The organism is Agromyces atrinae, assembly GCF_013407835.1.
GTDB classification, from domain to species: domain Bacteria; phylum Actinomycetota; class Actinomycetes; order Actinomycetales; family Microbacteriaceae; genus Agromyces; species Agromyces atrinae.
Map to the genome: position 1 here is coordinate 1,529,707 of NZ_JACCBI010000001.1, position 25,528 is coordinate 1,555,234.

The following is a 25,528-nucleotide window of genomic DNA, read 5'->3' on the forward strand; positions in this document are numbered from 1 at the left end:
CACCCGCCTGTCTTCGGATTATGACACCCTCACGACCCGCGCGGCAGGGGTTGCGCCGACGGTCAGAAGAGCGCGGCAGGGTCGAGGGCCGCCTGCGAGCGCACTCCGCCCGTCACGGGTGACGTGCGCGTGCGCTCGATCCCGTGCGCACGCAGGATCGGACGCATGCGCTCGGAGAGCCAGCGCCGGTAGTCGAGCGGCGCCGAACGGTTGCGGCCGTAGTACATCGACCGGTACTTCGGCAGCAGCTCGGGGTGCTCGCGCCCGAGCCAGGCGAGGAACCACTCCTTGACGCCGGGGCCGAGGTGGAGCGCCGTATGCGCGATACTCGTCGCCCCGGCGGCACGAGCGCGACCGACGGCCTCGTCGAGGTGCGCGATCGAGTCGGTGAGGTACGGCAGCACGGGCATGAGGAACACGGAGCAGTCGAAGCCCGCCTCGCGGACGGCCGTCACCGTCGCGAGCCGCGCCGCCGTCGACGGGGTGCCCGGCTCGATCGACTGCTGCAGCTCGTCGTCGTAGATCGCGATGGAGAGGGCGAGGTCGATGGGGATGACGTCACGGAGCGCGGACAACCGCGGCAGATCGCGCCGCAGCAACGTGCCCTTCGTCAGGATGCTGAGCGGTGTGCCGCTCGCCGCGAGCGCGTCGATGATGCCGGGCATGAGTGCGTAGCGACCCTCGGCGCGCTGGTACGGGTCGGTGTTCGTGCCGAGCGCCACCGCGTGCCGTTGCCACGACGGGCGCGCGACCTCCTTGCGCACGACGTCGGCGACGTTGACCTTGACGATGATCTGCCGATCGAAGTCGTCCCCGCCGTCGAGATCGAGGTACTCATGGGTGGGCCGGGCGAAGCAGTACGTGCACGCGTGCGAGCAGCCGCGGTACGGGTTGATCGTCCACTCGAACGGCATCGCGCTCTGCCCGGGCACCCGGTTGAGCGCCGTCTTCGCAAGCACCTCGTGGAACGTGATGCCCGCGAACTCGGGCGTGCGCACGGTGCGCACGAGGTTGTTCAGCCGGACGAGGCCGGGCAGCGCGTTGGGGTCGTCGACACCGAGTTCCTGCCCGCTCCACCGCATGCCCTCATTCGAACATTAATTCGAATGAGGCGCAAGTCAGGAGCCTGCGGGCAGCTTGAGCGCGGCGGCCGTCGCGTCGAGCGACGCACGCGCCGCCTCGGGGTCGTCGTTGAGCTTCGTGCCGTAGGCGGGGATGAGTTCGCGCAGCCGCGGGAGCCATCCCGCATAGCGGTCGGGGAAGCACCTCGAGAGCACGTCGAGCATGATCGGCGCCGCGGTCGAGGCACCCGGAGACGCACCGAGGAGCCCGGCGATCGTGCCGTCCGCGCCCGTGATGACCTCCGTGCCGAACTGCAGCACGCCGCCCTTCTCAGGGTCCTTCTTCATGACCTGTACCCGCTGACCGGCCGTGATGAGCTCCCAGTCATCGGTCTTCGCCGTCGGCATGAACTGACGCAGGGCCTTCATCTTCTTCTCGCGCGACGCGACGACCTCGCCGATGAGGTACTTCATGAGGTCGAGGTTGCGAACGGCGACCTGCAGCATCGGGCCGATGTTGTGCCAGCGCACCGAGAACGGCAGGTCGAACCACGTCGACGACTTGAGGAACTTGGGCGTGAAGCCCGCGTACGGACCGAACAACACGGCGGTCTCTCCGTCGACGATGCGCGTGTCGAGGTGGGGCACCGACATCGGGGGTGCGCCGACGGCGGCCTTGCCGTAGACCTTGGCGCGGTGCTGGGCGACGATCGCGGGGTTCGTGGTCCGCAGGAACTGCCCCGAGATGGGGAAGCCGCCGTAGCCGCGGATCTCGGGGATTCCCGAGTGCTGCAGGAGCGCGAGTGCGCCACCGCCCGCGCCGACGAAGACGAACTTGGCGTCGATCTGCTTGGGGGTGCCTCCGACGGTGTGGCGGAGCTTCAGACGCCACGTGCCGTCGGCGCGCCGCTTGAGCGCGGTGACGTGGTGGTTCTTCTCGACGATCGCACCGCGGTCGCTGATGGTGTCGAACAGCATGCGGGTGAGCGCGCCGAAGTCGACGTCGGTGCCGGCGACGATGCGCGTCGCCGCGACCTTCTGCTTGCGATTGCGCTTGACCGCGAGGAGCGGCGCCCACTCGGCGATGACGTCGATGTCTTCCGTGTACTCGATGCCGCCGAACAGGGGCTGATCGCGAAGGGCCTCATAGCGTCGCTTGAGATAGGCGACGTTGTCGGCTCCGCGGACGAAGGTCATGTGCGGGGTCGCATTGATGAAGCCCGACGGGTCGGGGAGGGAGCCCGCCTGGACGAGCGACGCCCAGAGCTGACGACTGATCTGGAACTGCTCGTTGATCGAGATCGCCTTGGCCGCGTCGACGCTGCCGTCGGGGGCCTCGGGCATGTAGTTCAGCTCACACAGGGCGGCATGCCCCGTACCAGCGTTGTTCCACGCGTTCGAACTCTCCTGGGCAACCTCTCCGAGGCGCTCGTAGACCCGGATGGACCACTCGGGTTCGAGCTCTGAGAGAAGGGTGCCGAGGGTCGCACTCATGATTCCGCCGCCGATCAGAACGACGTCGACTGTCTCCTCGGATTGCACGAGCCTCAGTCTAGTCGCGGCAGGGGAAGGAACTGAGCCGATCCTGAGGGGCGCTTGAGCCTCGCTTGAGGGGCACGACATAGTCTCGAAACACGCCTCCCGCTCCGGTCTCCCCGCCGGGGCGGGAGGGGCAAAGACGGGCCACGATCTCCGACGTCCGACCCGTTGACATCGGCGTCACGGCCCGACCCGAACGTCTTTGCCCGAGCGTTGCACGGCACCCGAATGCGTACGACCGAAGACGATTCGTTGCGAGTCGTCTTCGGTCGCCCGCACTGCCGCTTCCCTCTCGACCGGCCATATACTTACCGCGCACCGCCACGGAGCGCGAGGAGCACGATGCCAGGACGATCCCCCAGCCGACAGCGCGATCGGGCTCTGCCCATCGTGATCATCTCGGCAGCAGCATTCCTCCTGCTCGTCGGCGGACTCATCGCGGTCATCGTCGTCGCGTCGACTCCGTCGGCCGCGCAGTCCGAGCTCGATCGCCCCTTCTACGTCTGGCCCGACTCCGCCGCCGTCGATGCGGCCGCGGCAGCGGAGCCCGACTCCCCCGAGTTCGCGGCGGCGACCTACCTCGCCGAACGCCCCGCATCGATCTGGCTCCTCCCCGAGGAGCACGGCCTCGGCGATGTCGGCCCCTTCGTGGCGTCGATCGTCGACCAGACGAGCGTCGACGGCACGCTTCCGAGCTTCGTGGTCTACGGCATCACCGACCGCGACTGCGGCAACTTCTCGTCGGGCGGGCTGCCGCCTGCCGAGTATGAGACGTGGGTCGACGAGATCGCCCTCGCCCTCGGGACGGCGCCCGCCATCGTCATCCTCGAGCCCGACGCTCTCGGACTCGCGCCGGAATGCGGCGACACGGACGCGCGCGTCGCGGAAGTGAAGCGCGCGGCGACAGCGCTCTCGGAGACATCCGCCCTCGTCTATCTCGACGGCGGGCACTCGTCGTGGCTGCCCGCGACCGAGATGGCGGAGCTGCTGAAGGATGCCGGCGTCGACCAGACTCGCGGCTTCGCCACGAACGTCTCGAACTACAACGCCCTCGCCGACGAACGCGAGTACGCGCACGAGCTCAGCGACCTGCTCGGCGGCGTGCACGCCGTCATCGACACGTCGCGGAACGGCAACGGCTCGAACGGCGAATGGTGCAATCCCTCGGGGCGCACCGTGGGAGACGAGCCGACCGCGATCGACGACGAGGTCGTCGACGCGCTGCTGTGGATCAAGACAGCCGGAGAGAGCGACGGCGAGTGCAACGGCGGCCCGGTCGCTGGGGTATGGTGGCCGGAGCGGGCAGTCGAATTGACCCGCGATGCCGTGGGCAGCGCAGAGTAGCCGCAACGGCCAGCCACGGGGAAGGTGCTGGAGTGGTATCTGAACGTCGAACTGCCGTCATCATCGAGGACGACGCCGATATTCGTCATCTCCTCGAGACAGTCCTCGAGCAGGCCGGTTTCTCGACCGTCGCGACCGGCAACGGACTCGACGGCATCGCCGCGGTCCGCGCCTACGACCCCGTCATCACGACGCTCGACGTCAGCATGCCGGGGATCGACGGCTTCGAGACGGCCAAGCGCATCCGCACGTTCAGCCAGACCTACATCGTCATGCTCTCCGCACGCTCGGAGGAGATCGACACCCTCCAGGGCCTCGAGGCCGGCGCCGACGACTACCTGACGAAGCCCTTCCGGCCGCGCGAGCTCCGTGCCCGCATCGAGGCGATGCTCCGTCGCCCGCGCGCCGTTCCCACCGACGCGGGCGAGACCGCTCCCGTCGCAGCCGCCGCACCCGCAGCGCCTGTCGCGCCTGCCGTTCCGGAGCCTGTCGCCGCACGCGAGCCCGTGGCTCCCGCGGCACCAGCCGAAGCGGCTGCGCAGCCCGTCGAGACGCAGCTCTACACGGGCGACGGCAGCGGCCCGTGGCTCGAGCACCGCGGCCTCCGGCTCAGCCCCGAGGAGCGCGTGCTCGTCATCGACGGCCACGAGATCAACCTCACGCGCAGCGAGTTCGACCTGCTCGAAGCGCTCATGACCTCGCGGCGCCGTGTGCGCAGCAAGGCCGACCTCGCGCTGCTCCTCCGCGGAGAGAGCTACGTCACGAGTCACTTCGTGAGCGAAGCCGACAAGCGCGCCGTCGAGGTGCACCTCGCGAACCTCCGCCGCAAGATCGGCGACAACTCGAGCCAGCCCGAGTTCATCGAGACCGTGCGCGGCATCGGCTACCGGATGACGGCGGTCGAAGAGTCCTGATCGGACTCACGTCTCACGACGCGGCGGCGTAGCGCTCCTCGACGTATCCGCGGAGTTCGCGGCAGCACATGTCGCCCGTGGCGGCGAGACGCACGAGCTTCGTTCCCGACAGGTTCTCGGCCTCGCGCAGCAGTTCGTCGCACGATTCGGCCAGCGCAGCGGCCCCCGCCATCGTGCTCGTCGAACCGATGCTGAGCAGCACGACCGTCACCTCGTCGGTGTCATGAGCATCGACGGCGGCCACGAGGCGCGCCTTCCGCGTCGGCCAGAGTGCGACGAAGTCGTCGACGAAGCGACGAAGGGCCCGGGTGTCGCAGCCCAGATCGACGTGCAGGCGAGCGAGCGCCTGCACGTCGAGAGTGTCGGTAGATGCGCTCACACCTTGTACCCGTGGTGGCGGCGCACGAGCGAGCCGAACATGGTGAGCGTCTGGAGGATCGTGATCGCACCGACGACGGGCCAGCCGATCCAGAGGATCGTCGACTGCACCATCACGGGGAGGATGAGCCAGAGCGCGACGAGCGCGGCGATGAAGGCGACGGCGAAGAGGATCGGGGCGAGGTGGGCGTTACCCGAGCCGCGCTCGGCCTTCGCCTGCTCGGCCCAGTTGTCGACCTGCTTGCGCGAGAAGAACTTCGACCAGGCGCGGAAGAAGTGGCCGATACGAATCCACATGTAGATCTCGGCGGGGAAGAGCAGCACGGCGAACAAGACGTCCTTTGCGGTGCGGTTCTTCATCGACAGCGCGATGCGGAGGTTCAGGAGGATCGCGACGAACGGCGGGATGAGCCAGAGCGGGCTGAAGACGAAGGCGCTGATCGAGAGCGATGCGGCGAGGAAGACCATGAACAGCACGCGCGTGACGGCGTTCAGGAGCATCGAGAAGTTCTCCCACCAGCGCAGGCGGAGGTTCGGGTGGAACGGCTGACCCTTCGTGTCGCCCCGCTGACCCGGCCACATGAGCTCGATCGCGCCGTAGTTCCACTTCACCTGCTGTGCGTCGAGGCCGCGGACGGTGGTCATGCCACCGACATCCGCTCGCGCTCGCGCGCTGATCTTCGTGAGGTAGCCGGCGCTCTTGATCTGGAGGGAGAGGAGCGAGTCCTCGACCTCGCTGTCCTTCACCCACGGCGTCGACTGGTGGTTCTCGCGCATGGCGTCGCGCAGGGCCTTGATGGCGAAGATCGAGTACTGACCGCCGAGCACGGCCATGTTGCGGCCGCGCAGCATGTTCTGCATATTGAAGGCCGCGAACTGGGCGCGCTGGCCGGCGATGAGGAAGGGCGCGACGATGCCCGAGAAGGGGCGGTCGTCGATCGAGTAGATCGCCGAGATGCCGCCGATGCGGGTGTCGGAGCTGATCTCCGCCTCGAGGAACTCGATCGCCCGCGAGTCGGCGACGGTGTCGCCGTCGACACCGAGCATGTAGTCGAGTCCGTCGATGAGCGTGAAGCCGTAGTTGAGGGCGCCGACCTTCTTGTCGGGGTTCTTGCCGATGTCATGGACGAAGACCTCGGTGAACTGCTCGACGCCGTCGGTCTCGCGCGTGTGCACGCCGGCGTACTCGGCGGCAATCTCGACCGTGCGGTCGGACGTGTTGTTGACGATGACGTGGATGACGTCGGGGAGGCGGGTCTGGTTCACGAGCGACTCGAGGACCTCGCCGATCGACTCCTCCTCGTTGTACGCGGGGACGATGCAGCCGATCGTCGATCGGTAGGTCGGAAGGGCCTCGACGCTCGAGATGAACTCGTTCGCCTCGGCGGCCAGATCGCTGCCCGGGAGCTGCGCGCGCCGCACGTACGGGTTGCCCGCCGCGCCCCGCGACGCGGTCTCATTCTGTTGACGCGCGTTCTCCGACATTTCTCTCTCCCCGGTCAGGTGTCTGTGTTCGACTAGTCTCGCCCATGAAGCGCAGGCTCGCCCGAAAGATGCGATAGCGTCACCTCAGGGATCCCTCAGGATTTGGGCTGATCGATCAGGGGAGTTGCATGTTCACGAGACGAGTCGGTGCCGTCGCGGCCATGGCACTCACCACGCTGATTCTGACCGGATGCGGTGCACCGCCGTGGGAGACCACGGGTTCGACGACCGCTCCGACGACGAGTGCGACACCGCGACCGACCATCTCGACCGAGGTCAACGAGCTCGCGAGCGGTAACGCCGTGCACTCGATCGCCGCCGGCGACGTCGCCCTCACCGCGACCTACTGGTCGACGCTCGGCATGGACCAGTGGAAGACGTCGGCGCAGAAGCCCCTGAGCTTCTCGATCAGCGGCACGCTCGGCACGGATGACGGCCAGCAGGTCTACCTGTCGCGGGTGTCGCTCGCCGCCGAGGTCACCGGCCCCGACGGCCCGCTCGAATCGCCGCAGACGATCACCGACACGTCGACGATCAATCCCGGCTACCTCATCAAGGCGCCCTACAGCTACAGCCAGACGTTCATCATCCCCGCCGTCGACCCGGCCGCGACGTCGATCGTCTTCACACTGACCTACGAGATCCTCGTGCAGGCGACGCCCACATCCGCCGAGTACGCGAAGCAGACCGCCGTCGACACCCTCACCGTCACCGTCGTGCCGGAGAACCTGCCCGACGACGAAGGCTGATCAGGCGCGGTTCGTCAGACCCGTATCGACGACCTCGCGGTCTCCGCCGTCCTCCTGTGCGCGCTCGCACGCGGCATCCGCTGCTTCGAGCATCGAGCTGTAGGCGAAGCCGACGTAGTCGGTGAGCGAGACGCCGATGCTGATCGTCGCGCGCACATTGCCGTTCGGTGACGAATCGGACTGCAGACCGGAACGGATCGCCTCCGCCGCAGCGCGCGCCTCGGCGGGCGACGACATCGGCGACACGATCGCGAGTTCGCCCTCGTTGATCTCGCCGATGTCGGAGTGCGGCGGCGCGTGGCGGCGGACGATGCCCATCCACTCCTCGACGAGCTGGTCGCTCACGGCTCGGCCGTAGGCGTCGACGATGTCGGAGTAGTCGTCGACGCGGACGTACATCATCGCGAGCTGCGCATCGTGGAACTCGGCGCGCTCGAGCCAGACCGACACCGTCCACTCGAACGAATCACGGGCGAGCACGCCGTTCGACGCCGCCTCGAAGTAGTGGCGGGTCGACCCGGCCGCGACGCGCGACGAATCGATGCGGAGCACCGACATCGTGATGCCGACGATGATGACGAACACGATCGTGACGAAGCTCGCGGCCTCCGAACCGAAGAAGGTCGTGAAGTAGGGGCTGCCGGCACCGAACGCGACGAAGATGATCGTGCGCACGATGTAGAACGAGCCGGCGGTGAAGAACGCGACCGCGGTGATGCGCGCATAGCCGATGGCGCCGAGCCGGCCGCGCAGCATCTCGACACCGGCCGCGACGGCGAAGGCCGAGACACCTGCGAGCTCGAAGAACGCGCCGGCCCAGCTGCCGCCCTGCGGCCCTTCGATGAGCACGGCGACGACGGCCACGGCGGGAGCTGCAGCGGTGACCCAGAGGAGGGCGTTCCGACCGTTGAACACCCGCGCGCCCGACCAGAGGCAGGCGATCGAGAGCACGAACGCACCGTTGCCGATCGCGATCGCCCACCAGAACGCCGTGTCGGTCGACCAGAGCATGTACGAGAACACCGTCAGCATGCCCGACATGAACGAGATCGACCAGATGCGCCCGGGGCGATTGTCACGCCACAGAAGCGTGTCGAGGATGAACACGAGGCCCACGGTCACGACCACCACGGCGGTCACGAGTGTCAGCGTCGACAGATCGATCATTGCGGTGCCTCCTTCGGGATCTTGACGACGACCGTCGTACCCTCGTCGACCACGCTGTGCACGGTGAGGTCGCCGCCGTGCTTCCGCACGATGTCGCGGGTGATGCCGAGACCGAGGCCGCTTCCGTGGATCGTCGAGTTGCGCACCGACTCGGAGCGGAAGAACCGGTCGAAGAGGCGGGGCAGCTCGACATCGCTGATGCCGATGCCGGTGTCGCGAACGACGACCCACACCCAGCTCTCGTCGCCCGTGACACCGAGGTACACGTCGCCGCCGTCGCGGTTGTACTTGATGGCGTTCGAGAGCAGGTTGTCGATGATCTGGCGCACGCGAGCGGGGTCGATGGTCGCATGCACGTGCTCGACCGTGTCGATGTGGACCGTGACGTCACGCTCTTTCGCGCGAGGCTCGAGCGACTCGGCCGAGGCCTCGACGATCGCCCCGATGTCGCTGTCGGTGGGGCGGAGCACGAGGTTCGCGTCGCCGTCGCGGTTCGCGACAATGATGTCGCCGATGAGTTCGAGGAGCCGCGAGGAGTTCCGCTCGACGATCTCGAGCTTCGCGGTCGTCTCGGGCGGCAGGTCGTCGCCGAGCGCGAGGTCGACGTAGCCGAGGATCGAGGTGAGCGGCGTGCGCAGTTCGTGCGAGACGGAGGCGACGAGGTCGTCGCGGGCCTTCAGAGCCTTGAGCTCGGCGGTCACGTCGTTCGAGACGACGATCGAGCCCTCTGGTGCACCGTGCTCGTCGGTGAGCAGACGCGACGTGATCGAGAGGGCACGCCGGTTCGGCGACCCCGGCTCGCCGGCCCAGACGATCTCGTTGTCGAACTCCTCGCCGGCCTGAGCGCGCGCGATCGGCATCCTCTCGGTCGGAAGGAGCGTCTCGGCGTCGGCCGCGTAGACGGCGGGCCACTCCCCGGGAGCCGCGATCGCCGCCTGCATGCGGGCGTGCGCCTCGTTCGTGACGGTGATCTCACCGTCGCGCCCGAATCGGATGACTCCGAAGTCGACGGCGTTCAGCACCTCGGCGACGAGGCGCTCCTGCTGGCGCGCTCGGCGGAGGGCGTCTTCGAGCTGGATCGTCTGCTTCCGCAGCAGTCGGCGCTGCGCGCGCGAACGCCGTGCGTTCAGGAACCCCGAAATACCGATGAAGGTGAGGACGAGGACGAGGACGGAGACCGAGCTGACGGATGCCACGGTCGGAGGATTCTTCGCGATCGCGAACGTCGCGACGACGAATCCGAAGGCGGTCGCGAGGCCCGTGACGAGCGCCGCGAGCGAGAAGTACGTCGAGAGCCAGATGATCGGGAAGGCCCAGAGGAGGCCGACACCGGCGTCCGGCAGACCGATGCGGAGGGTGCCGATCGCGATGATGTCGATGATGGGCAGGATGACGATCGTGACCGACGGGAAGCGGTGCCACGGCACAGCCACGGCGAGCACGCACCCCGCGAAGACGCCGATGAAGGCCGCGAAGAAGAGCACGATCGAGCCGACCGTGACGCCGATCGCGTAGGAGAGGAACACGACGACGACCGTCACGAAACCGAAGAGAAGCTGGGTCAGCATCACCGACTGGTCGATACTGCGCACAGCGGCGCCACGCCTCTCGCCACGGACGCCCGTTCGCCCGATACCCTCACCCGCCATGTGCCGACTCTATCGCCGCACAGGCGCTGTTCTGATCAGGCGGCGACCTGGCGCTTCGCTGCGATGAGCTCGGCGATCTGCACGGCGTTGAGCGCCGCACCCTTCCGCAGGTTGTCGTTCGACACGAACAGCACGAGACCGCGGCCATCGGGAGCCGACTGGTCCTGGCGGATACGGCCGACGAAGCTCGGGTCCTTGCCCGCCGCCTCGAGCGGCGTGGGAACGTCGGACAGCTCGACGCCCGGAGCGGCAGCGAGGAGTTCGGTCGCGCGCTCGGGCGTGATGGCGTTCGCGAACTCGGCGTGGATCGTCAGCGAGTGGCCCGTGAAGACGGGAACGCGCACGCAGGTTCCGGCGACGAGAAGACCGGGGAGCTCGAGGATCTTGCGGCTCTCGTTGCGGAGCTTCTTCTCCTCGTCGGTCTCGAAGTCGCCGTCGTCGACGATCGAGCCCGCGAGAGGGATGACGTCGAAGGCGATCGGCTTCACGAACTTCCGCGGTTCGGGGAAGGTCACGCTCGATCCGTCGTGGACGAGCTGGATCGCGTCCTGAGCGACCGCGGCGCGCGCCTGCTCGAGCAGCTCCTCGCCACCGGCGAGACCAGCGCCCGAGACGGCCTGGTAGGTCGAGACGATGAGTCGCTCGAGACCGGCCTCGTCGTGCAGCACCTTGAGCACCGGCATCGCGGCCATCGTCGTGCAGTTGGGGTTCGCGATGATGCCCTTGACGGCCTCGTCGATCGCGTGCGGGTTGACCTCGCTGACCACGAGCGGAACCTCGGGGTCCATGCGCCAGCCGCTCGAGTTGTCGACGACGATGACGCCGGCGGCCGCGTAGCGCGGGGCCTGAGCCTTCGAGAGGGTCGCTCCTGCCGAGAAGATCGCGATGTCGAGGCCCGTGGGGTCGGCCGTCGCCGCGTCCTCGATGACGATCTCTTCGCCTCGCCACGGAAGGGTCGTGCCCGCCGAGCGCGCCGACGCGAAGTAGCGGATCGATGCGACCGGGAAGTCTCGCTCCTCGAGCAGGCGGCGCACGACGGCTCCGACCTGACCGGTTGCTCCGACGACACCGATGTTCACTCCTGGGGCCACGATTCTCTCCTCTCGCGCTGACGCGCGTGCTTCTTGCTCAACTCTGCCAGCCAGGAGCGCGCGTGCGGCTCACGGAGGCGGTACAGGGGCCGGTATGGCGGAAACTCCGCGATGACCGGCAGTTGCGGGTCGCTCTCAGCGACCGGTGCCGCCGTGCACGACGGCTTCGGCGTCGCCGTCGAGCTCGAACGCGGTGTGCACCGCGCGAGCCGCGGCACTCACCGTGTCGGCACGCGTGACGACCGAGATGCGGATCTCGCTCGTCGAGATCATCTCGATGTTGATGCCCGCCTCGAAGAGCGCCTCGAACAGACGCGCCGAGACGCCGGCGTTCGAGCGCATCGCGTTGCCGACGAGCGAGAGCTTGCCGATCTGGTCGTCGTACTGGAGGCCCTCGAAGCCGAGCGACGCCTTCTCGTTGCTGAGCGCGGTGAGGGCGCGCTCGCCCTCGCCCTTCGGCAGGGTGAACGAGATGTCGGTGCGGCCCGTGGTCGCCGCCGACACGTTCTGCACGATCATGTCGACGTTCGCGTTGGTCTTCGCGACGGTCGTGAAGATCTTCGCGGCGACACCGGGCACGTCGGGCACGCCGACGACGGTGATCTTCGCCTCGCTCAGATCGGTGGCGACACCGGCGATGATGGCTTCTTCCATGTTCTCTTCTCCTTCGGCCCACGCCGGGTCGTAGACGATCGTTCCCTCGTCGTGCGTGAACGACGAACGCACGTGCAGCTTGACCTTGTGACGGCGCGCGTACTCGACGGCGCGGATGTGCAGGACCTTGGCGCCGGATGCCGCGAGCTCGAGCATCTCTTCGCTCGTGATGCGCGCGATCTTCTTCGCGTTCGGCACCACTCGCGGGTCGGACGTGAAGATGCCGTCGACATCGGTGTAGATCTCGCACACGTCGGCCTCGAGGGCTGCCGCGAGGGCGACGGCCGTCGTGTCGGAGCCGCCGCGGCCGAGCGTCGTGATGTCACGGGTGTCGCGGCTGAAGCCCTGGAACCCGGCGACGATGACGATGGCACCCTCGTCGAGCGCCTCGCGCAGACGAACGGGGGTGACCTCGACGATGCGCGCCGCGCCGTGCGTGGCATCCGTGATCATGCCGGCCTGGCTGCCGGTGAACGAACGCGCGTCGTAGCCCTGGCTCTTGATGGCCATGGCGAGCAGCGCCATCGAGATGCGCTCGCCCGAGGTGAGCAGCATGTCGAGCTCGCGCGGAGCGGGGATCGGGGCGACCTCGTGGGCGAGGTCGAGCAGGTCGTCGGTCGTGTCGCCCATCGCCGAGACGGCGACGACGACGTCGTTACCGGCCTTCCGCGCTTCGACGATCCGCTTCGCGACGCGCTTGATGCTCTCCGCGTCGGCGACGGATGAACCGCCGTACTTCTGCACGATCAGGCTCACGAGTACTCCAGGGGGACGGGGGCGAACTACCGGAATCATCTTAGGCGTCGGCTCATGCACCGCGGTTCATGTGACGGCCGCGGGCCGCGTCCGACCCCTGTGCTGCTGCGCATCTGAGCGGTAGAGTGCGCTCCATGGAGTCGGGGCTATCAGCGTGGAGCGAGTTCAATGTCGCGATGGCGGGTGCCGCCGCGGCCCTCGTCGGCCTCATGATCGTCGCGATGTCGGTCAACATCCGCGTGATCCTCACGGGCTACACGCTTCCGGCACGAGCCGCCTCGGCGATCGCCTCGCTGACTCTCGCGATCGTCGTCGCCGGCATCGGGCTCATGCCCGCTCTCGACGAGCGCCTATACGGCATCATCGTGGTCGTCGGCGGCCTCGTCTCCGGGGTCTTCGCCGTCCATGCGACGCGCAAGATCTTCACCGACACGGACCACGCCGCGCGAGTGCGGGGGCCGAAGTCGTTCTTCGGACTCGTGCCGCCCGGCGCCTTCCTCCTCGGAGGAGCACTTCTCATCGCGGGCAACGACGCCGGGCTCTACGCCGTGGCGACGGCCGTCGTCGTGGCGATCGTCGCGGGCGTCGTCATCTCGTGGGTCGTGCTCATCGAGGTGCTGCGCTAGACGCCCGGCGGTCTGGTCGTCGACGGGGTCTGATCGTCGACAGGGTCTGATCGTCGACGGGGTCAGCTGACGATGCGTCGACCCTCGAAGGCGCGACCGAGGGTGACCTCGTCGGCATACTCGAGATCTCCGCCGACCGGGAGGCCGGACGCCAGTCGCGTGACGCGGATCTCGAGGGTCGTCAGCAGTCGGCTGAGGTAGGTCGCGGTCGCCTCGCCCTCGAGGTTCGGGTCGGTCGCGATGATGACCTCGGTGACCGTGCCGTCGGCGAGGCGCTGCATGAGCTGACGGATGCGCAGCTCGTCGGGGCCGATGCCGTCGATCGGGCTGATCGCACCGCCGAGCACGTGGTAGAGACCACGGAACTCACGCGTGCGTTCGACGGCGACGACGTCCTTCGCCTCCTCGACGACGCAGATGAGCGCGGGATTGCGGCGCGGGTCGCGGCAGATCGAGCACGTCGCCTGTTCGGCGACGTTTCCGCAGATCTCGCAGAATCGCACCTTCTCGCGCACCGTCATGAGCACCTCGGCGAGGTGGGACACGTCGAAGTTCTGCGTCTGGACGATGTGGAACGCGATGCGCTGAGCGGACTTCGGACCGATGCCGGGCAGGCGGCCCAGTTCGTCGATGAGGTCTTGGACGACTCCCTCGTACACGGCTTAGGCTCCGAATCCCGAACGCGGCGGCTGGTGCGGCTGCTCTTCGATGAAGGTGGCTCCGAGGACCTCGCGGACGACCGATTCGCCGTACCGCTGCACGCCGCCGGGAGTGCGCGCGGCGGTGGGGCGCGGAGGTGCGGTGGGGCGCGAGGGCTGGGCTGCGGGTGCCGAGGGCGCGGCCGGTGCGGAGGGCTCCGCGGCGGTCGGCGACGATACGGGCTGCTGCGCGGGTGCGGTGGGCGCAGCCGCTGCAGTGGACGCGGACGGGGCCGGTGCGGCCTGCTGCGGCGCGGAAGCGGGTGCGGCCCAGTCGGACGGACCGGGGTCGGCGAAGGGCTCGTCGTCGGCCGGAGGAGCGTCGTCATCGCTCGGCACGGGCACATCATCGGCGCCGGGGATCGCGACGGTGGCCCACGAGTCGACGCTCGCGGGCGGCGTGGACGGAGCTGCGGGTGCCGGTACGGCCGAAGCCGCGCGTGAGACCGGGGCCGACGAACGCTGCGGGCCGGCCTGCGGGTTCGCCGGAGCGGTCGCCTGCGGGGTCGACGGTGCGTCCTCCGGGGAGGAGGTGGGCTGCGGGGCGCTCGGAGGAGCGTCGGCACCCGGAGCGGCGACCGCGGGGCGCGCAGCGGACGACTCGACGCGCGCGATGAACTTGACGCGCACTCCGAGCACATCGGCGATCGCTTCGCGCAGGATCTCGCTCACGCTCTGACCCGGGGCCGACGAATCACGGAATCCCGCGGCATCGCTCTCGCTCGGGAAGACCAGGACGAGCACGTCGCCGTCGCGGAACTCGCGCGCCTGCGCCGTGAACGCCACGAGCCACGCGCTGCGACGCACCTTCTGCACCGAGGCGAGCACCTCGGGCCACGCGTCGCGGATCTGCTGGAGGGTGATCGGGCCCGACGGCACGGCGGGTTCGGTGGGTGCGGGAGCTGGTGCTGGTGCCGCAGCAGGCGCTTCGGCGGCAGGCGCTTCGGCGGGAGACTCGGCTGCCGCGCGTGCGGCCGGCTCTTCGGTGGCACGAGACGGCGAGGGTGCCGCGGGTGCGGGGGTCGTCGGTGCGGGCGTTGCAGGTGCGGGGGTCGCGCGCGTCGGCTCCGCTGCGGGTGCCGCGGCAGCGGGCGCAGGGGCGGCGGGCTCACGGGTGGGCGCGGCTGCAGGGGCGGCCGGGGCGACCGGGGCGACAGGTGCGGGGGCTGTCGGTGCAGCTGCCGATGGCGGAGCACCGGGAGCTGCGGCGACGCCGATGCGACGTTCGAGCCGCTCGACGCGCGCGAGCGCGCCGCGGGTCGAGTCGTCACTGTTCGGCACGAGGGCGCGCGCGATCATGAGTTCGAGGTGGAGGCGCGGCGACGTCGCGCCGGTCATCTCTGACAGGGCCGAGTTCACGATGTCGGCGATGCGCGAGAGTTCGGCCTGACCGAGCACCTGGGCTTGCGTGGCCATGCGCGCGAGGTCGTCTTCGGGAACACCGCGCAGCACGGTCTTCGCCACGTCGGGGCCCGATGCTCCGACGACGATGAGGTCGCGCAGCCTCTCGAGGAGGTCTTCGACGAAGCGGCGAGGATCTTGGCCCGTCTGCACGACGCGGTCGACGGCTCCGAAAGCACCGGCGGCATCGGACTGACCGATCGCATCGACGACCTCGTCGAGGAGGGCCGCGTGGGTGTAGCCGAGGAGCGCGACGGCACGCTCGTACTCGACCGTGTCGCCGTCGGAACCCGCGATGAGCTGGTCGAGGAGCGACAGGGTGTCTCGCGGGGAGCCGCCGCCGGCACGCACGACGAGCGGGAGCACTCCGGGAGCGACGCTCACGCCCTCTTCGGTGCAGAGCTGCTGCACGTACTCGAGCATCGGGCCGGGCGGCACGAGTCGGAACGGGTAGTGGTGGGTGCGCGAGCGGATAGTGCCGAGCACCTTCTCGGGCTCGGTCGTGGCGAAGATGAACTTGACGTGCTCGGGCGGCTCTTCGACGAGCTTCAGCAGGGCGTTGAAGCCCTGCGGCGTGACCATGTGCGCCTCATCGAGGATGAAGATCTTGAAACGGTCGCGCGCGGGGGCGAAGACGGCGCGTTCGCGGAGATCGCGGGCGTCGTCGACGCCGTTGTGGCTCGCCGCATCAATCTCGACGACGTCGAGCGAGCCGCCGCCGGCTCGCGAGAGCTCGACGCAGCTCGGGCACACGCCGCACGGGGTGTCGGTCGGGCCCTCGGCGCAATTGAGGCAGCGCGCGAGGATGCGGGCCGACGTCGTCTTGCCGCAGCCGCGCGGGCCGCTGAAGAGGTAGGCGTGATTGACACGATCCGTGCGCAGTGCCGTCATGAGCGGATCGGTCACTTGCGACTGACCGATCATCTCGGCGAACGTCTCGGGCCGATAGCGGCGATACAGAGCGGTGACCACACAGAGAAGACTAGTCGCCGCCTCCGACACGGACGCCGGGAGCGAGAGCACGCTCACCGGAGTCGGGGCATGGTCGCCGGTCGACAGCGCAGAGGCACAGTGCGCAGACGCTGACGAAATCTTGATCGTTCCTTGAGGGAGACCAGAGCGACCGGTGAGGGCGTGTCCGTACTTTGGGGGACACGGCTTTCCCGAGCCGTACCGCCGTCCCTACCCGGAGGTATCCCGTGCCACGCACGAATTCGCTACAGTCACGCCCGTTCATCCGTCGCCCGCGCGCTGCGCTCGCCGGCGGCATCCTGTTCACCCTCGTCGGCATCGCAGCCGCACCGCTCGCCGCATCGGCAGCGACCGACGGCGCCTCGCCGTCGTCGGTAACCCCCTACACCGTGCTCGTGCGCGGCGACGCCGAACTGCAGCGCGGCAGTTCCGGCGGTGAGATCGAAGGCAGCCTCGCCGTCGGAGGAGACGTGCGCTTCGGCACGTACAACCTCCTGCAGAACCACGACCGGAGCCCGCTTCCGACGATCGATGGAGTCGCCACTCAGCTCCTCATCGGCGGCACCCTCGACATCGCGTTCAACTCGCAGAAGATCGACCTCAGCACCGGCAGCGGTCGCGTCGTCGACACGCACGCGCTGAGCGTCTCGAACGACGGACGCCTGTACTCGTCGACCTACGGTCAGGATCGCTACCTCAAGGCCCCGGGAGCACGGACGCTCGCCGACTACACGACGACCTCGGCCTCGGCTGATGCGGTGTTCGGCGACGACGTGTTCGACCACCTCGTCGACGCCTCGACGGCGCTCGACTCGATCGCCGGCACGCCGGTCGCGGTCCGGAACGAGGGCGACAAGCTCGCCGTCACCCTCACCGAGGGCGCGACGAACCTCTGGCGCGTCGAGGCCACGACGTTCTCGGGCATCAACGAGGTCAACTTCGGATCGGTCAAGCCGAGCGCGACGACGCCGCTCGTGATCGATGTGGCGCCCGGTGCGACGACGTCGTTCTCGGCTGCGCGCTTCAACGGCGACAGCGTGGGCGGGCGATACTTCGCCCCCTTCATCGTGTGGAACTTCGACGGCTGGACCGAGCTGACGCTCACGGGTTCGACCGAGCTCGGCGGCCTCGTCCTCGCTCCCGAAGCGCACGTTGTCTACGCCCGCCAGAACCCGCTGCGCGGCCAGATCATCGCCGACACCCTGTCGATCACGGGAGCCGGCGAGATCCACCACTACGGCTACGTGCCTGAGCTTCCGACGACGCCGGAGCCGACTCCCACGCCGGAACCGACTCCCACTCCCGAGCCGACGCCGGAGCCCACTCCTACGCCTGAGCCGACGCCGACGCCGGAACCGACTCCGACGCCCGAGCCCACGCCCACCCCGGAACCGACTCCCACGCCCGAGCCGACTCCGACCCCGGAGCCCACGCCCGAGCCGACGCCCACGCCCGAGCCGACGCCGACCCCGGAACCGACGCCCACGCCGGAACCGACTCCGACACCCGAGCCCACGCCCACGCCCACGCCCACGCCCGAGCCCACGCCCGAGCCGACGCCCGAGCCCACTCCCACCCCGGAGCCGACTCCCACCCCGGAACCCACTCCCACCCCGGAACCGACTCCCCTGACGAACCCTCGCCTCGAGGTCCGTGCGCTGACGTCGATGTGCTCGAACGATGCTCCGTACCTCGACTACGACATCACGACGTACGACCTCGACGCCTCGATCACGCACGCCGAGATCACTTTCTCGCCGAGCGACGGAACCGGTCCGAGCTACACCGAGTCGGTCGATCTCACCCCCGATAGCGCGCACGGCCGACTCCTCTGGCCCGGCGCCGAGGTCGACTCGACCGGTGCGGCGACGAGCTGGCCGGGCTGGACTCAGCTGCCGAACGGCCGCTGGGTGCTCGACCCGACGTCGACCGGCTACAACCTGCGTGACGGCGCGGACGTGACCGTCACCGTCGACTCGATCGACCGTGCCGACACCTCGTTCGTGCTCGCCGCCCCGGCGTGCGCACCCGAGACGGCGACGACGACGGGTTCGAGCTCGCCCGCGGCGCTCGCGAGCACGGGTACGCGCACCGTGGCTCCGCTCGTCGCCGGTGCGATCGCCCTCATGGTGATCGGCGCCAGCGTCATGGCGATGCGACGCCGCCGAGCCTGACCGACTCCTCCGGCCCTCTCCTGCTTCCCCTCGCAGGAGGGGGTCGGAGGCATTTAACGCCGGGGGATGTCAGGGAGCGAGTGACGGCTCGGCGATACCGAAGACCTCACGGAGCGCGAGTACCGCCGCCGAGTAGCCGCCCATACCGTGCACGCCCGGGCCGGGAGCCGCAGCGGCACCGCACAGGTACATGCCGGGAGCGGCCGCCCACGGGCGCGTCGACAAGCGCGGTCGCGCGAGCACGCCGGCGATGCTGATTCCGCCCGAGGCGATGTCGCCGCCCGGCATCGACGGGTTCCACCGTCCGATGCCCGTCGCCGTCGTCGCCACCGAGGCGATGATCGTGTCGCGGAAACCCGGGGCGAACCGCTCGATCTGCGCCACGATGGGCTCCGTCATATCGCGCGTGGAGCCGTTCGGCACGTGCGTGTACGTCCAGAGGGTCTGCTTGCCGGCCGGCGCGCGGGTCTCGTCGACGAGGCTCGGCTGGGCGACGAGCACGTAGGGCGAGGCGGGATGACGCCCGCTCGCGACATCCGCTTCGCCCGCCGCGATCTCGTCGGCGCTGCCGCCGACGTGCACGGTCGTCGCGTGGCCGATGCGGGGGTCCCGCCACGGAACGGGAGCCGAGAGCGCGAAGTCGACCTTGCTCGCCGCCCCTCCGGCGCGCACACGGCTGAGCGCCCGCGCGTATCGATCGTCGAGGGCGTCTCCGCCGATGCGGAGGAGGTCGGGCGCCGAGGTGTCGAAGAAGTGGACTCGCGCCGAGGGAAGGTCGGCGAGGGAACGCACGCGCGCTCCCGTCGTGATGACCCCGCCGTGAGCGACGAGGTCGGCGACGAGCGTGTCGACGATCGACTGCGATCCCCCGCGCGGCACGGGCCAGCCGCCGCTGTGCGCGAACGCGGCGAGCACGAGGCCCGCACCCGCTGCCGCGAGCGACGGCTGCGGCACGACGGCGTGAGCGAGCACGCCCGCGAGGAGCGCGCGGCCCTCGGGGCTCAGCGGTGCGAGCCCGGCCCGGACGGCGGCGACCGAACCCGCGAAGCCCGCCGCCACGAACGGATGGCGCGGGTAGGGCACGAGCGGAGTGAGGAGTGTCTCGGCGAGGGCGCTCGATCGACCGGCGAGAGGAGCGAGAAGTCGGCGCCACGACGGGTCACCGAGTTCGTCGGCGGTGCGTCGGACGTCGCGCCAGGCGATGGCCGCGCGCTCTCCGTCGAGCGGATGGGCGTAGGAGGCCTCGGGCGTCGTGAAGGGCGTGCGATCGGTCAAGCCGAACCGACGGAAGAACGGAGAGGCGACGGCGAGCGGATGCACGGCCGATCCGACGTCGTGCAGGAAGCCCGGTTCGGTCAGTTCGCGCGTGGCGGCGGCACCACCGACGGCGTCACCTGCCTCGAGCACCTCGACCGAGAGGCCGGCGCGCGCGAGCGTGACCGCGGCCGCGAGGCCGTTCGGCCCCGCTCCTACGACGACGGCGTCGAGCACATCAGCCCCCGACCACGGCGAGGGTCTGGCGGGCGATCTCGAGCTCTTCGTTCGTCGGCACGACGAGGACCGTGACGCGAGAGTTCTCGGTCGAGATGACGCGCGCGCCGCGATCCGGCGAGGTGTTCAGCACGGGGTCGATCTCGATGCCGAACGACTCGAGGCCCGCGAGGATGCGGGAGCGCAACAGCGGCGAGTTCTCGCCGACGCCCGCGGTGAACGAGATGACGTCGACGCCGCGCAGCTCGACGAGGTACGCGCCGATGTAGGAGCGCGCGCGATGCACGTAGACGTCGAGGGCGAGCTTCGCCGCCTCGTCGCCCGCGTCCGCCGCGGTCTGCACGTCGCGCATGTCGCCGCGACCGCTCAGACCGAGGAGGCCGCTGCGCTTGTTGAGGAGCGTGTCGACCTCGTCGGCGCTGAGTCCGGCGCGGCGCTGCAGGTAGAGGAGCACGGCCGGGTCGATATCGCCCGAGCGGGTTCCCATGACGAGGCCTTCGAGCGGGGTCATGCCCATGCTCGTGTCGATCGAGCGCCCGCCGTCGACGGCGCACATCGACGCGCCGTTGCCGAGGTGCAGCACGATCTGGCGGAGATCCTCGACGGGGCGACCGACGAACTCGGCCGCGGCGTGCGCGACGAAGCGGTGCGACGTGCCGTGGAAGCCGTAGCGACGTACGCGGTACTTCTCGGCGAGCGCCGCATCGATCGCGTACGTGTACGACGCGGGCGGCATGGTCTGGTGGAAGGCGGTGTCGAAGACCGCGACGTGCGAGACGTCGGGGAAGGCCTTCTGCGCGGCGATGATGCCCGCGAGGTTCGCCGGGTTGTGGAGCGGTGCGAGTCCCGAGAGCTCGTCGATGTTGATGCGCACGAGGTCGGTGATGATCGTCGGCTCGAAGAACCGGGCACCTCCCTGCACCACACGGTGCCCCACCGCGACGAGATCGGCGACGACGTCGACCCCGCTCGCCGCGAAGGCCTCGAGCATGACGGCGAAGCCGGCCGTGTGATCGACGATCTCGAGTTCGAGCGAGGTGCGCTCGCCCGCGGCATCCGTGTGGGTCGCCCCGCCCGTCGGTTCGCCGATGCGCTCGACGAGACCGCTCGCGAGCGTCACCTCCGACTCGGCGTCGATGAGCTGGTACTTGAACGACGAGGAACCCGAGTTGACGACGAGGACCGCGCTCACGAGGCATCCCCCGCCTGGATGGCCGTGATGGCGACGGTGTTAACGATGTCTTGCACGAGGGCTCCTCGGGAGAGGTCGTTGATGGGTTTGTTGAGGCCCTGCAGCACGGGGCCGATCGCGACGGCGCCGGCCGAACGCTGGACGGCCTTGTAGGTGTTGTTGCCCGTGTTGAGGTCGGGGAAGATGAACACCGTCGCGCGCCCGGCGACCGCGGAGCCCGGCATCTTGGCTGCAGCGACCGCGGCGTCGGCGGCCGCGTCGTACTGGATCGGACCCTCGACGGGCAGGTCGGGGCGGCGTTCGCGCACGATCGCCGTCGCCTGGCGCACCTTCTCGACGTCGGCTCCCGCGCCCGACTCTCCGGTCGAGTACGACAGCATCGCGACGCGCGGCTCGATGCCGAACTGCTCGGCGGTCTCGGCCGACGACAGGGCGATGTCGGCGAGCTGCTCGGCCGTGGGGTCGGGGTTCACCGCGCAGTCTCCGTAGACGAGCACGCGGTCGGCGAGGGCCATGAGGAACACGCTCGACACGACCGAGACGCCCGGCTGGGTCTTGATGATCTCGAACGACGGCCGGATGGTGTGCGCCGTCGTGTGGGCGGCTCCCGAGACCATGCCGTCGGCGAGGCCCGTGTGCACCATGAGGGTGCCGAAGTACGAGACATCCGTCACGGTCTCGCGCGCCTGCTCGAGCGTGACGCCCTTGTGCGCGCGGAGCTTCTGGTACTCCTCCGCGAACTTGTAGACGAGCACGGGGTCGTACGGGCTCACGATCTTCGCGCGATTGATGTCGAGGCCGAGACCGATCGCGCGAGCGCGCACCTCGATCTCCTCACCGAGGATCGTGAGCTCGGCGACGTCGCGAGCAAGGAGGGTCGCCGCGGCGCGGAGAATGCGGTCGTCGCCGCCCTCGGGAAGGACGATGTGCTTCTGCTCGGCGCGCGCCCGGGCCAGGATGCCGTACTCGAAGAGGAGGGGCGTCACGACCTCGGCACGGCTGACGTCGAGCCGGGCGAGGAGGGAGGCCCGATCGACCGAACGCTCGAAGAGGGCGAGGGCCGTGTCGCGCTTCCGCTGCGACTCGGCCGCGAGGCGCCCGCGTGCGCTCGTGACGGCGACCGCCGTGTCGTAGCTTCCGAGGTCGGTGCGGATGATCGGCAGACCGGCACGCAGGCCCTCGATGAGCTTCACGATCGGCTCGGGCAGGTCGAACCCGCCGTTCAGGACGATTCCTGAGACCGACGGGAAGGTCGCCGCGGCGTTCGCCATGAGCACGGCGAGCAGCACCTCGGTGCGATCGGCGGGAACCACGACGACGGCGCCCTCGAAGAGGCGGGGCAGCACGTTGTCCATCGACATGGCCGCGACGACGACGCCGAGCGCCTCGCGCGAGAGCAGTTCGGGATCGCCCGCGTAGAGCGTGCCGTCGACGGCCGCCATGACGGTCGACATGCTCGGTGCGACGAGGTAGGGGTCTTCGGGGATCGCCCAGATCGGCACGTCGCCGCCGACGGATGACGCGGAGCGCGCCACTCCCCCGATGGCCGCGACGATCGTGTCGAGGTTGTCGGGGTCGGCCCGGTTGGCGATGATGCCGAGGAGCGTCGCGTGCTCGCTGCGGAGCTCGTCGAGGGCCAGCTCGGTGAGCTGACGCATGTCGTCGGCCGAGCGGGCTTCCGAGTGGCCGAGGTGCTCGCCCTGACCCTGGCCGATGCGGCCGCCGAGAACGAGGAGCACGGGGGCGGCGAGGTTCGCCGCGATGCGCGCGTTGAATCCGAGTTCGGTCGGGCTGCCGACATCCGTGTAGTCGGAGCCGAGGATCACGACGGCGTCGCAGTTCTCCTCGACTTTCTTGAACCGGGCGACGATGCGCTGGAGCGCGCCGTCGGGGTCGGCGTGCACTTCGTCGTAGCTCGCGCCGATCGCGTCGTCGTAGGCGATCTCGACGCCGTCGTGGGCGAGGAGGAGCTCGAGCACGTAGTCACGCGTGTCGGTCGAACGGGCGATCGGGCGGAAGACACCGACCCTGCCCACCTGTTGACGCAGGAGATCGAGCACGCCGAGCGCGACGGTCGATTTTCCGGTGTTGCCTTCTGCCGATCCGATGTAGATGCTGTGCGCCACGCTCTACAGCCTATAGAGAAAGAACGACGCTTCGGCAGGTGACTCAGGAGATTCCCGAGGTCGCGGTGCCGGCCGCGGGCATGAAAATGACCCCTCGCGCACCCGCCAGAGCCCGGTTACCCTTGCTGCGTTTCCGCCCTGGGGGAATTGGCCTGGATGGCGCCACGCGAGGAGCCGTCGTCCACTCTACCGCTTCTGGTCGGACGAGGCGACCGGCGTCGGGTACGATACTGAAGGTCGCCTGCGCGAGCGCCGGCGTCTGGAGAATTCGCCTAGTGGCCTATGGCGCACGCTTGGAAAGCGTGTTGGGTGCAAGCCCTCGGGGGTTCGAATCCCCCATTCTCCGCCGATCGAAGCCCGGAACATCCCTGATGCTCCGGGCTTCGACTTTCCCCGGGAGGGTTCAGCCCGAGGCCCGCGCGACGACCCCCACTTCGGGGGTGAATCGTGCGCGACATCCGCGGGATGACGGGGAGAGCAAGCGTTGTCCCCCTTTGTGCGGATACCGCATACAGCTTCTGTCGCACAGGATCGTAAGGTGCTCGGCGAGACCACGGATGGACACGAGCGGCACATGGGGAATGATGTGCCGTCCACCGAGCGACCCGTTGCGACTCCGCACGACGGTGTGTCGTTCAGTGTTCCTGCGCCGCAGACGGCGCCGACGACGCTCGTCTCGGGCCCCCGTTCCGACGCACGCCGGGTGCACACGATCCGGCCGCGCCGCACCCTCGTGAGGCACTTCCTCGCTCCGATCATCGCGCTCTCGGTGCCGCTCATCGCGGTGCTGCTGTGGGCCACGATCCCGATCGGCCTCTGGGCCCCCGTCGTCGCGCTCGCGGTGCTCATAGCCGTGCTCACGACCCTGTCGATCGCCTCGTACCACCGCACGACGATCTGGGTCGATGCCGACGGAGTCACCGAACGCGGCTTCTTCGGGCGCATCCAGCACTTCCCCGCGTCGGAGATCGACCGCATCCTGCGCGTCGAGGTCTACCGCGGCCACACCCTCGACACCTCGCACCAGCTCTTCGCCGTGAGCGCCGACGAGCAGGTGCTGCTGCGCATGCGCGGCGAGTTCTGGAAGCGCTCGGCGATGGACGAGGTCGCCGCCGTACTCGGGGTTCCCGAGATCGTCGAGACGGAACCGATCACGCTCGGGCAGTTGCGCCGCGATCGTTCGGGCCTTCTCTACTGGTTCGAGAAGAGGCCGTTCGCGGCTCGCTCGAACACGCCGTGACCCTCCCCGACGACGACCGCGACGCGCTTGCTCGGGTGCAGCGTCGCTGGGGGCTCGACGTGGACGGCGACGCGTTCCGCACGGCGTCGAGCATCCTGGCACCCGTCAACGCCGACGGAGTACTGGCGATGCTGAAGATCGCCCTCGTGTCCGAGGAGCGTCGGGGCAGCGAGCTCATGACGTGGCTCGCGGGTCGCGGCACCGCCCGGGTGTTGCGGGCCGAGGGCGAGGCGATCCTTCTCGAGCGCGCCGTCGGTCGTGACTCGCTCTCGGCGATGACGAGGCGAGGGGCGGATGACCGTGCGATCCTTCTCGCCGTCGCGAGCGTCGCACCCGTGCATGCCGCGGAACCCGTCGGCGCACCGGTCGTGCCTCTCTCGATGTGGTTCCGTGCGCTGCTGGGCGGCGCCGACGACCTCGGTACATTCCATCGCCTCGGTCGCGACACCGCAGCCGAGCTGCTCGCCGACACCCGGGAACCGCATCTGCAGCACGTCCTGCATGGCGACCTGCACCACAGCAACGTGCTCGACTTCGGCGAGCGCGGATGGCGCCTGATCGACCCGAAGGGGCTCCTCGGCGAGCGCGCCTTCGACTTCGCGAACCTGCTCTGCAACCCGACGCCGGTCGAGGCGCTCCCCCTCGTCGAACGGCGCCTCCGCCTCATCGCGGCCGCGGCGTCGCTCGACGAGACGCGCCTCACCCGCTGGGCGGTCGCATGGTGCGCGCTGTCGTCGTGCTGGGACCGTCAGGACGGTTCCGACGAGCGGGCGATCGAGGTCGAAGCGATCGGGGCGGCGGCAGCGAGCCTGCTGTGAGCC

Annotated in this window: 20 protein-coding genes, 1 tRNA gene and 1 other RNA gene; 8 read left to right on the top strand and 14 right to left on the bottom strand. The window is 69.2% G+C overall.

The features are described 5' to 3' along the window. Positions 1–62 precede the first annotated feature (62 nt). Complete coding sequence (locus BJ972_RS07395) at positions 63–1,082, bottom strand: Rv2578c family radical SAM protein (protein ID WP_129173333.1); 1,020 nt, start codon at positions 1,080–1,082, stop codon at positions 63–65. 36 nt (positions 1,083–1,118) lie between these two features. Further along, complete coding sequence (locus tag BJ972_RS07400) at positions 1,119–2,684, bottom strand: malate:quinone oxidoreductase (protein WP_129173335.1); 1,566 nt, start codon at positions 2,682–2,684, stop codon at positions 1,119–1,121. A gap of 258 nt (positions 2,685–2,942) precedes the next feature. Here BJ972_RS07400 and BJ972_RS07405 point away from each other — a divergent pair, with 258 nt between their 5' ends. Together BJ972_RS07405 and BJ972_RS07410 are read left to right on the top strand one after the other, a co-directional pair. After that, a complete protein-coding gene (locus BJ972_RS07405; RefSeq protein WP_129173337.1) occupies positions 2,943–3,944 on the top strand; it encodes a glycoside hydrolase family 6 protein in 1,002 nt (333 codons plus the stop codon). Between the two features lie 32 nt (positions 3,945–3,976). Next, on the top strand, positions 3,977–4,858 hold the full coding sequence (locus BJ972_RS07410) for a response regulator transcription factor (protein WP_241830738.1): 882 nt from the start codon (positions 3,977–3,979) through the stop codon (positions 4,856–4,858). 13 nt (positions 4,859–4,871) lie between these two features. Here the strand turns inward: BJ972_RS07410 and BJ972_RS07415 are convergent, their stop codons facing one another. Both BJ972_RS07415 and BJ972_RS07420 read right to left on the bottom strand, forming a co-directional pair. Beyond that, on the bottom strand, positions 4,872–5,237 hold the full coding sequence (locus BJ972_RS07415) for a hypothetical protein (protein ID WP_129173341.1): 366 nt from the start codon (positions 5,235–5,237) through the stop codon (positions 4,872–4,874). Beyond that, positions 5,234–6,721 (bottom strand): glycosyltransferase family 2 protein, encoded by a 1,488-nt coding sequence (locus tag BJ972_RS07420; protein ID WP_129173343.1) that lies wholly within the window; start codon positions 6,719–6,721, stop codon positions 5,234–5,236. Before BJ972_RS07420 ends, BJ972_RS07415 begins: the two co-directional genes overlap by 4 nt. 128 nt (positions 6,722–6,849) lie before the next feature. Between BJ972_RS07420 and BJ972_RS07425 the strand changes: the two genes are divergently transcribed. After that, a complete protein-coding gene (locus tag BJ972_RS07425) occupies positions 6,850–7,470 on the top strand; it encodes a hypothetical protein (RefSeq protein ID WP_129173345.1) in 621 nt (206 codons plus the stop codon). On the opposite strand, the gene BJ972_RS07430 is transcribed toward BJ972_RS07425, so the two are convergent. The 4 genes from BJ972_RS07430 to BJ972_RS07445 all read right to left on the bottom strand — a co-directional run bounded on the left by BJ972_RS07430 (position 7,471) and on the right by BJ972_RS07445 (position 12,787). Further along, positions 7,471–8,637 carry a GGDEF domain-containing protein gene (locus BJ972_RS07430; protein ID WP_129173347.1) on the bottom strand — a complete coding sequence of 389 codons (1,167 nt, stop codon included), beginning with the start codon at positions 8,635–8,637 and terminating at the stop codon, positions 7,471–7,473. After that, on the bottom strand, positions 8,634–10,286 hold the full coding sequence (locus tag BJ972_RS07435; protein WP_129173349.1) for a sensor histidine kinase: 1,653 nt from the start codon (positions 10,284–10,286) through the stop codon (positions 8,634–8,636). Before BJ972_RS07435 ends, BJ972_RS07430 begins: the two co-directional genes overlap by 4 nt. A gap of 35 nt (positions 10,287–10,321) precedes the next feature. Continuing rightward, positions 10,322–11,377: an aspartate-semialdehyde dehydrogenase gene (locus tag BJ972_RS07440; protein ID WP_373366814.1), complete on the bottom strand. Its 1,056-nt coding sequence runs from the start codon at positions 11,375–11,377 to the stop codon at positions 10,322–10,324. A gap of 135 nt (positions 11,378–11,512) precedes the next feature. Next, positions 11,513–12,787: an aspartate kinase gene (locus tag BJ972_RS07445; RefSeq protein ID WP_179419930.1), complete on the bottom strand. Its 1,275-nt coding sequence runs from the start codon at positions 12,785–12,787 to the stop codon at positions 11,513–11,515. Positions 12,788–12,921: 134 nt separating this feature from the next. Between BJ972_RS07445 and BJ972_RS07450 the strand changes: the two genes are divergently transcribed. Next, the gene (locus tag BJ972_RS07450; protein WP_129173353.1) at positions 12,922–13,413 is read left to right on the top strand and encodes a hypothetical protein; all 492 of its coding nucleotides are present in this window, start codon (positions 12,922–12,924) and stop codon (positions 13,411–13,413) included. 62 nt (positions 13,414–13,475) lie between these two features. On the opposite strand, the gene recR is transcribed toward BJ972_RS07450, so the two are convergent. Together recR and BJ972_RS07460 are read right to left on the bottom strand one after the other, a co-directional pair. Further along, positions 13,476–14,072 (bottom strand): recombination mediator RecR, encoded by a 597-nt coding sequence (gene recR, locus BJ972_RS07455; protein ID WP_129173355.1) that lies wholly within the window; start codon positions 14,070–14,072, stop codon positions 13,476–13,478. 3 nt (positions 14,073–14,075) lie between these two features. Further along, entirely contained in the window at positions 14,076–16,484 is a 2,409-nt protein-coding gene (locus BJ972_RS07460) for a DNA polymerase III subunit gamma and tau (protein ID WP_179419931.1), read from the bottom strand. A 227-nt stretch (positions 16,485–16,711) separates the two neighbouring features. Here BJ972_RS07460 and BJ972_RS07465 point away from each other — a divergent pair, with 227 nt between their 5' ends. Beyond that, the gene (locus BJ972_RS07465) at positions 16,712–18,658 is read left to right on the top strand and encodes a collagen-binding domain-containing protein (RefSeq protein WP_129176954.1); all 1,947 of its coding nucleotides are present in this window, start codon (positions 16,712–16,714) and stop codon (positions 18,656–18,658) included. 69 nt (positions 18,659–18,727) lie between these two features. Here BJ972_RS07465 and BJ972_RS07470 read toward each other — a convergent pair whose 3' ends face one another. The 4 genes from BJ972_RS07470 to ffs all read right to left on the bottom strand — a co-directional run bounded on the left by BJ972_RS07470 (position 18,728) and on the right by ffs (position 23,646). Next, the gene (locus BJ972_RS07470) at positions 18,728–20,149 is read right to left on the bottom strand and encodes a phytoene desaturase family protein (RefSeq protein WP_129176952.1); all 1,422 of its coding nucleotides are present in this window, start codon (positions 20,147–20,149) and stop codon (positions 18,728–18,730) included. Between the two features lies 1 nt (position 20,150). Next, complete coding sequence (locus BJ972_RS07475; protein ID WP_129176950.1) at positions 20,151–21,341, bottom strand: acetate/propionate family kinase; 1,191 nt, start codon at positions 21,339–21,341, stop codon at positions 20,151–20,153. Beyond that, the gene (gene pta / locus BJ972_RS07480; protein ID WP_129176948.1) at positions 21,338–23,467 is read right to left on the bottom strand and encodes a phosphate acetyltransferase; all 2,130 of its coding nucleotides are present in this window, start codon (positions 23,465–23,467) and stop codon (positions 21,338–21,340) included. The genes BJ972_RS07475 and pta overlap by 4 nt, the downstream gene beginning before the upstream one ends. Positions 23,468–23,549: 82 nt before the next feature. Next, positions 23,550–23,646: signal recognition particle sRNA small type (gene ffs / locus BJ972_RS07485), an RNA gene on the bottom strand. Between the two features lie 82 nt (positions 23,647–23,728). Between ffs and BJ972_RS07490 the strand changes: the two genes are divergently transcribed. From BJ972_RS07490 to BJ972_RS07500, 3 genes are all read left to right on the top strand, one after another. Next, positions 23,729–23,813 (top strand) — tRNA-Ser (locus BJ972_RS07490). Between the two features lie 228 nt (positions 23,814–24,041). Beyond that, positions 24,042–24,707 (top strand): hypothetical protein, encoded by a 666-nt coding sequence (locus tag BJ972_RS07495; RefSeq protein WP_164989989.1) that lies wholly within the window; start codon positions 24,042–24,044, stop codon positions 24,705–24,707. After that, on the top strand, positions 24,704–25,525 hold the full coding sequence (locus BJ972_RS07500) for an aminoglycoside phosphotransferase family protein (RefSeq protein ID WP_164989988.1): 822 nt from the start codon (positions 24,704–24,706) through the stop codon (positions 25,523–25,525). The genes BJ972_RS07495 and BJ972_RS07500 overlap by 4 nt, the downstream gene beginning before the upstream one ends. Positions 25,526–25,528 lie beyond the last annotated feature (3 nt).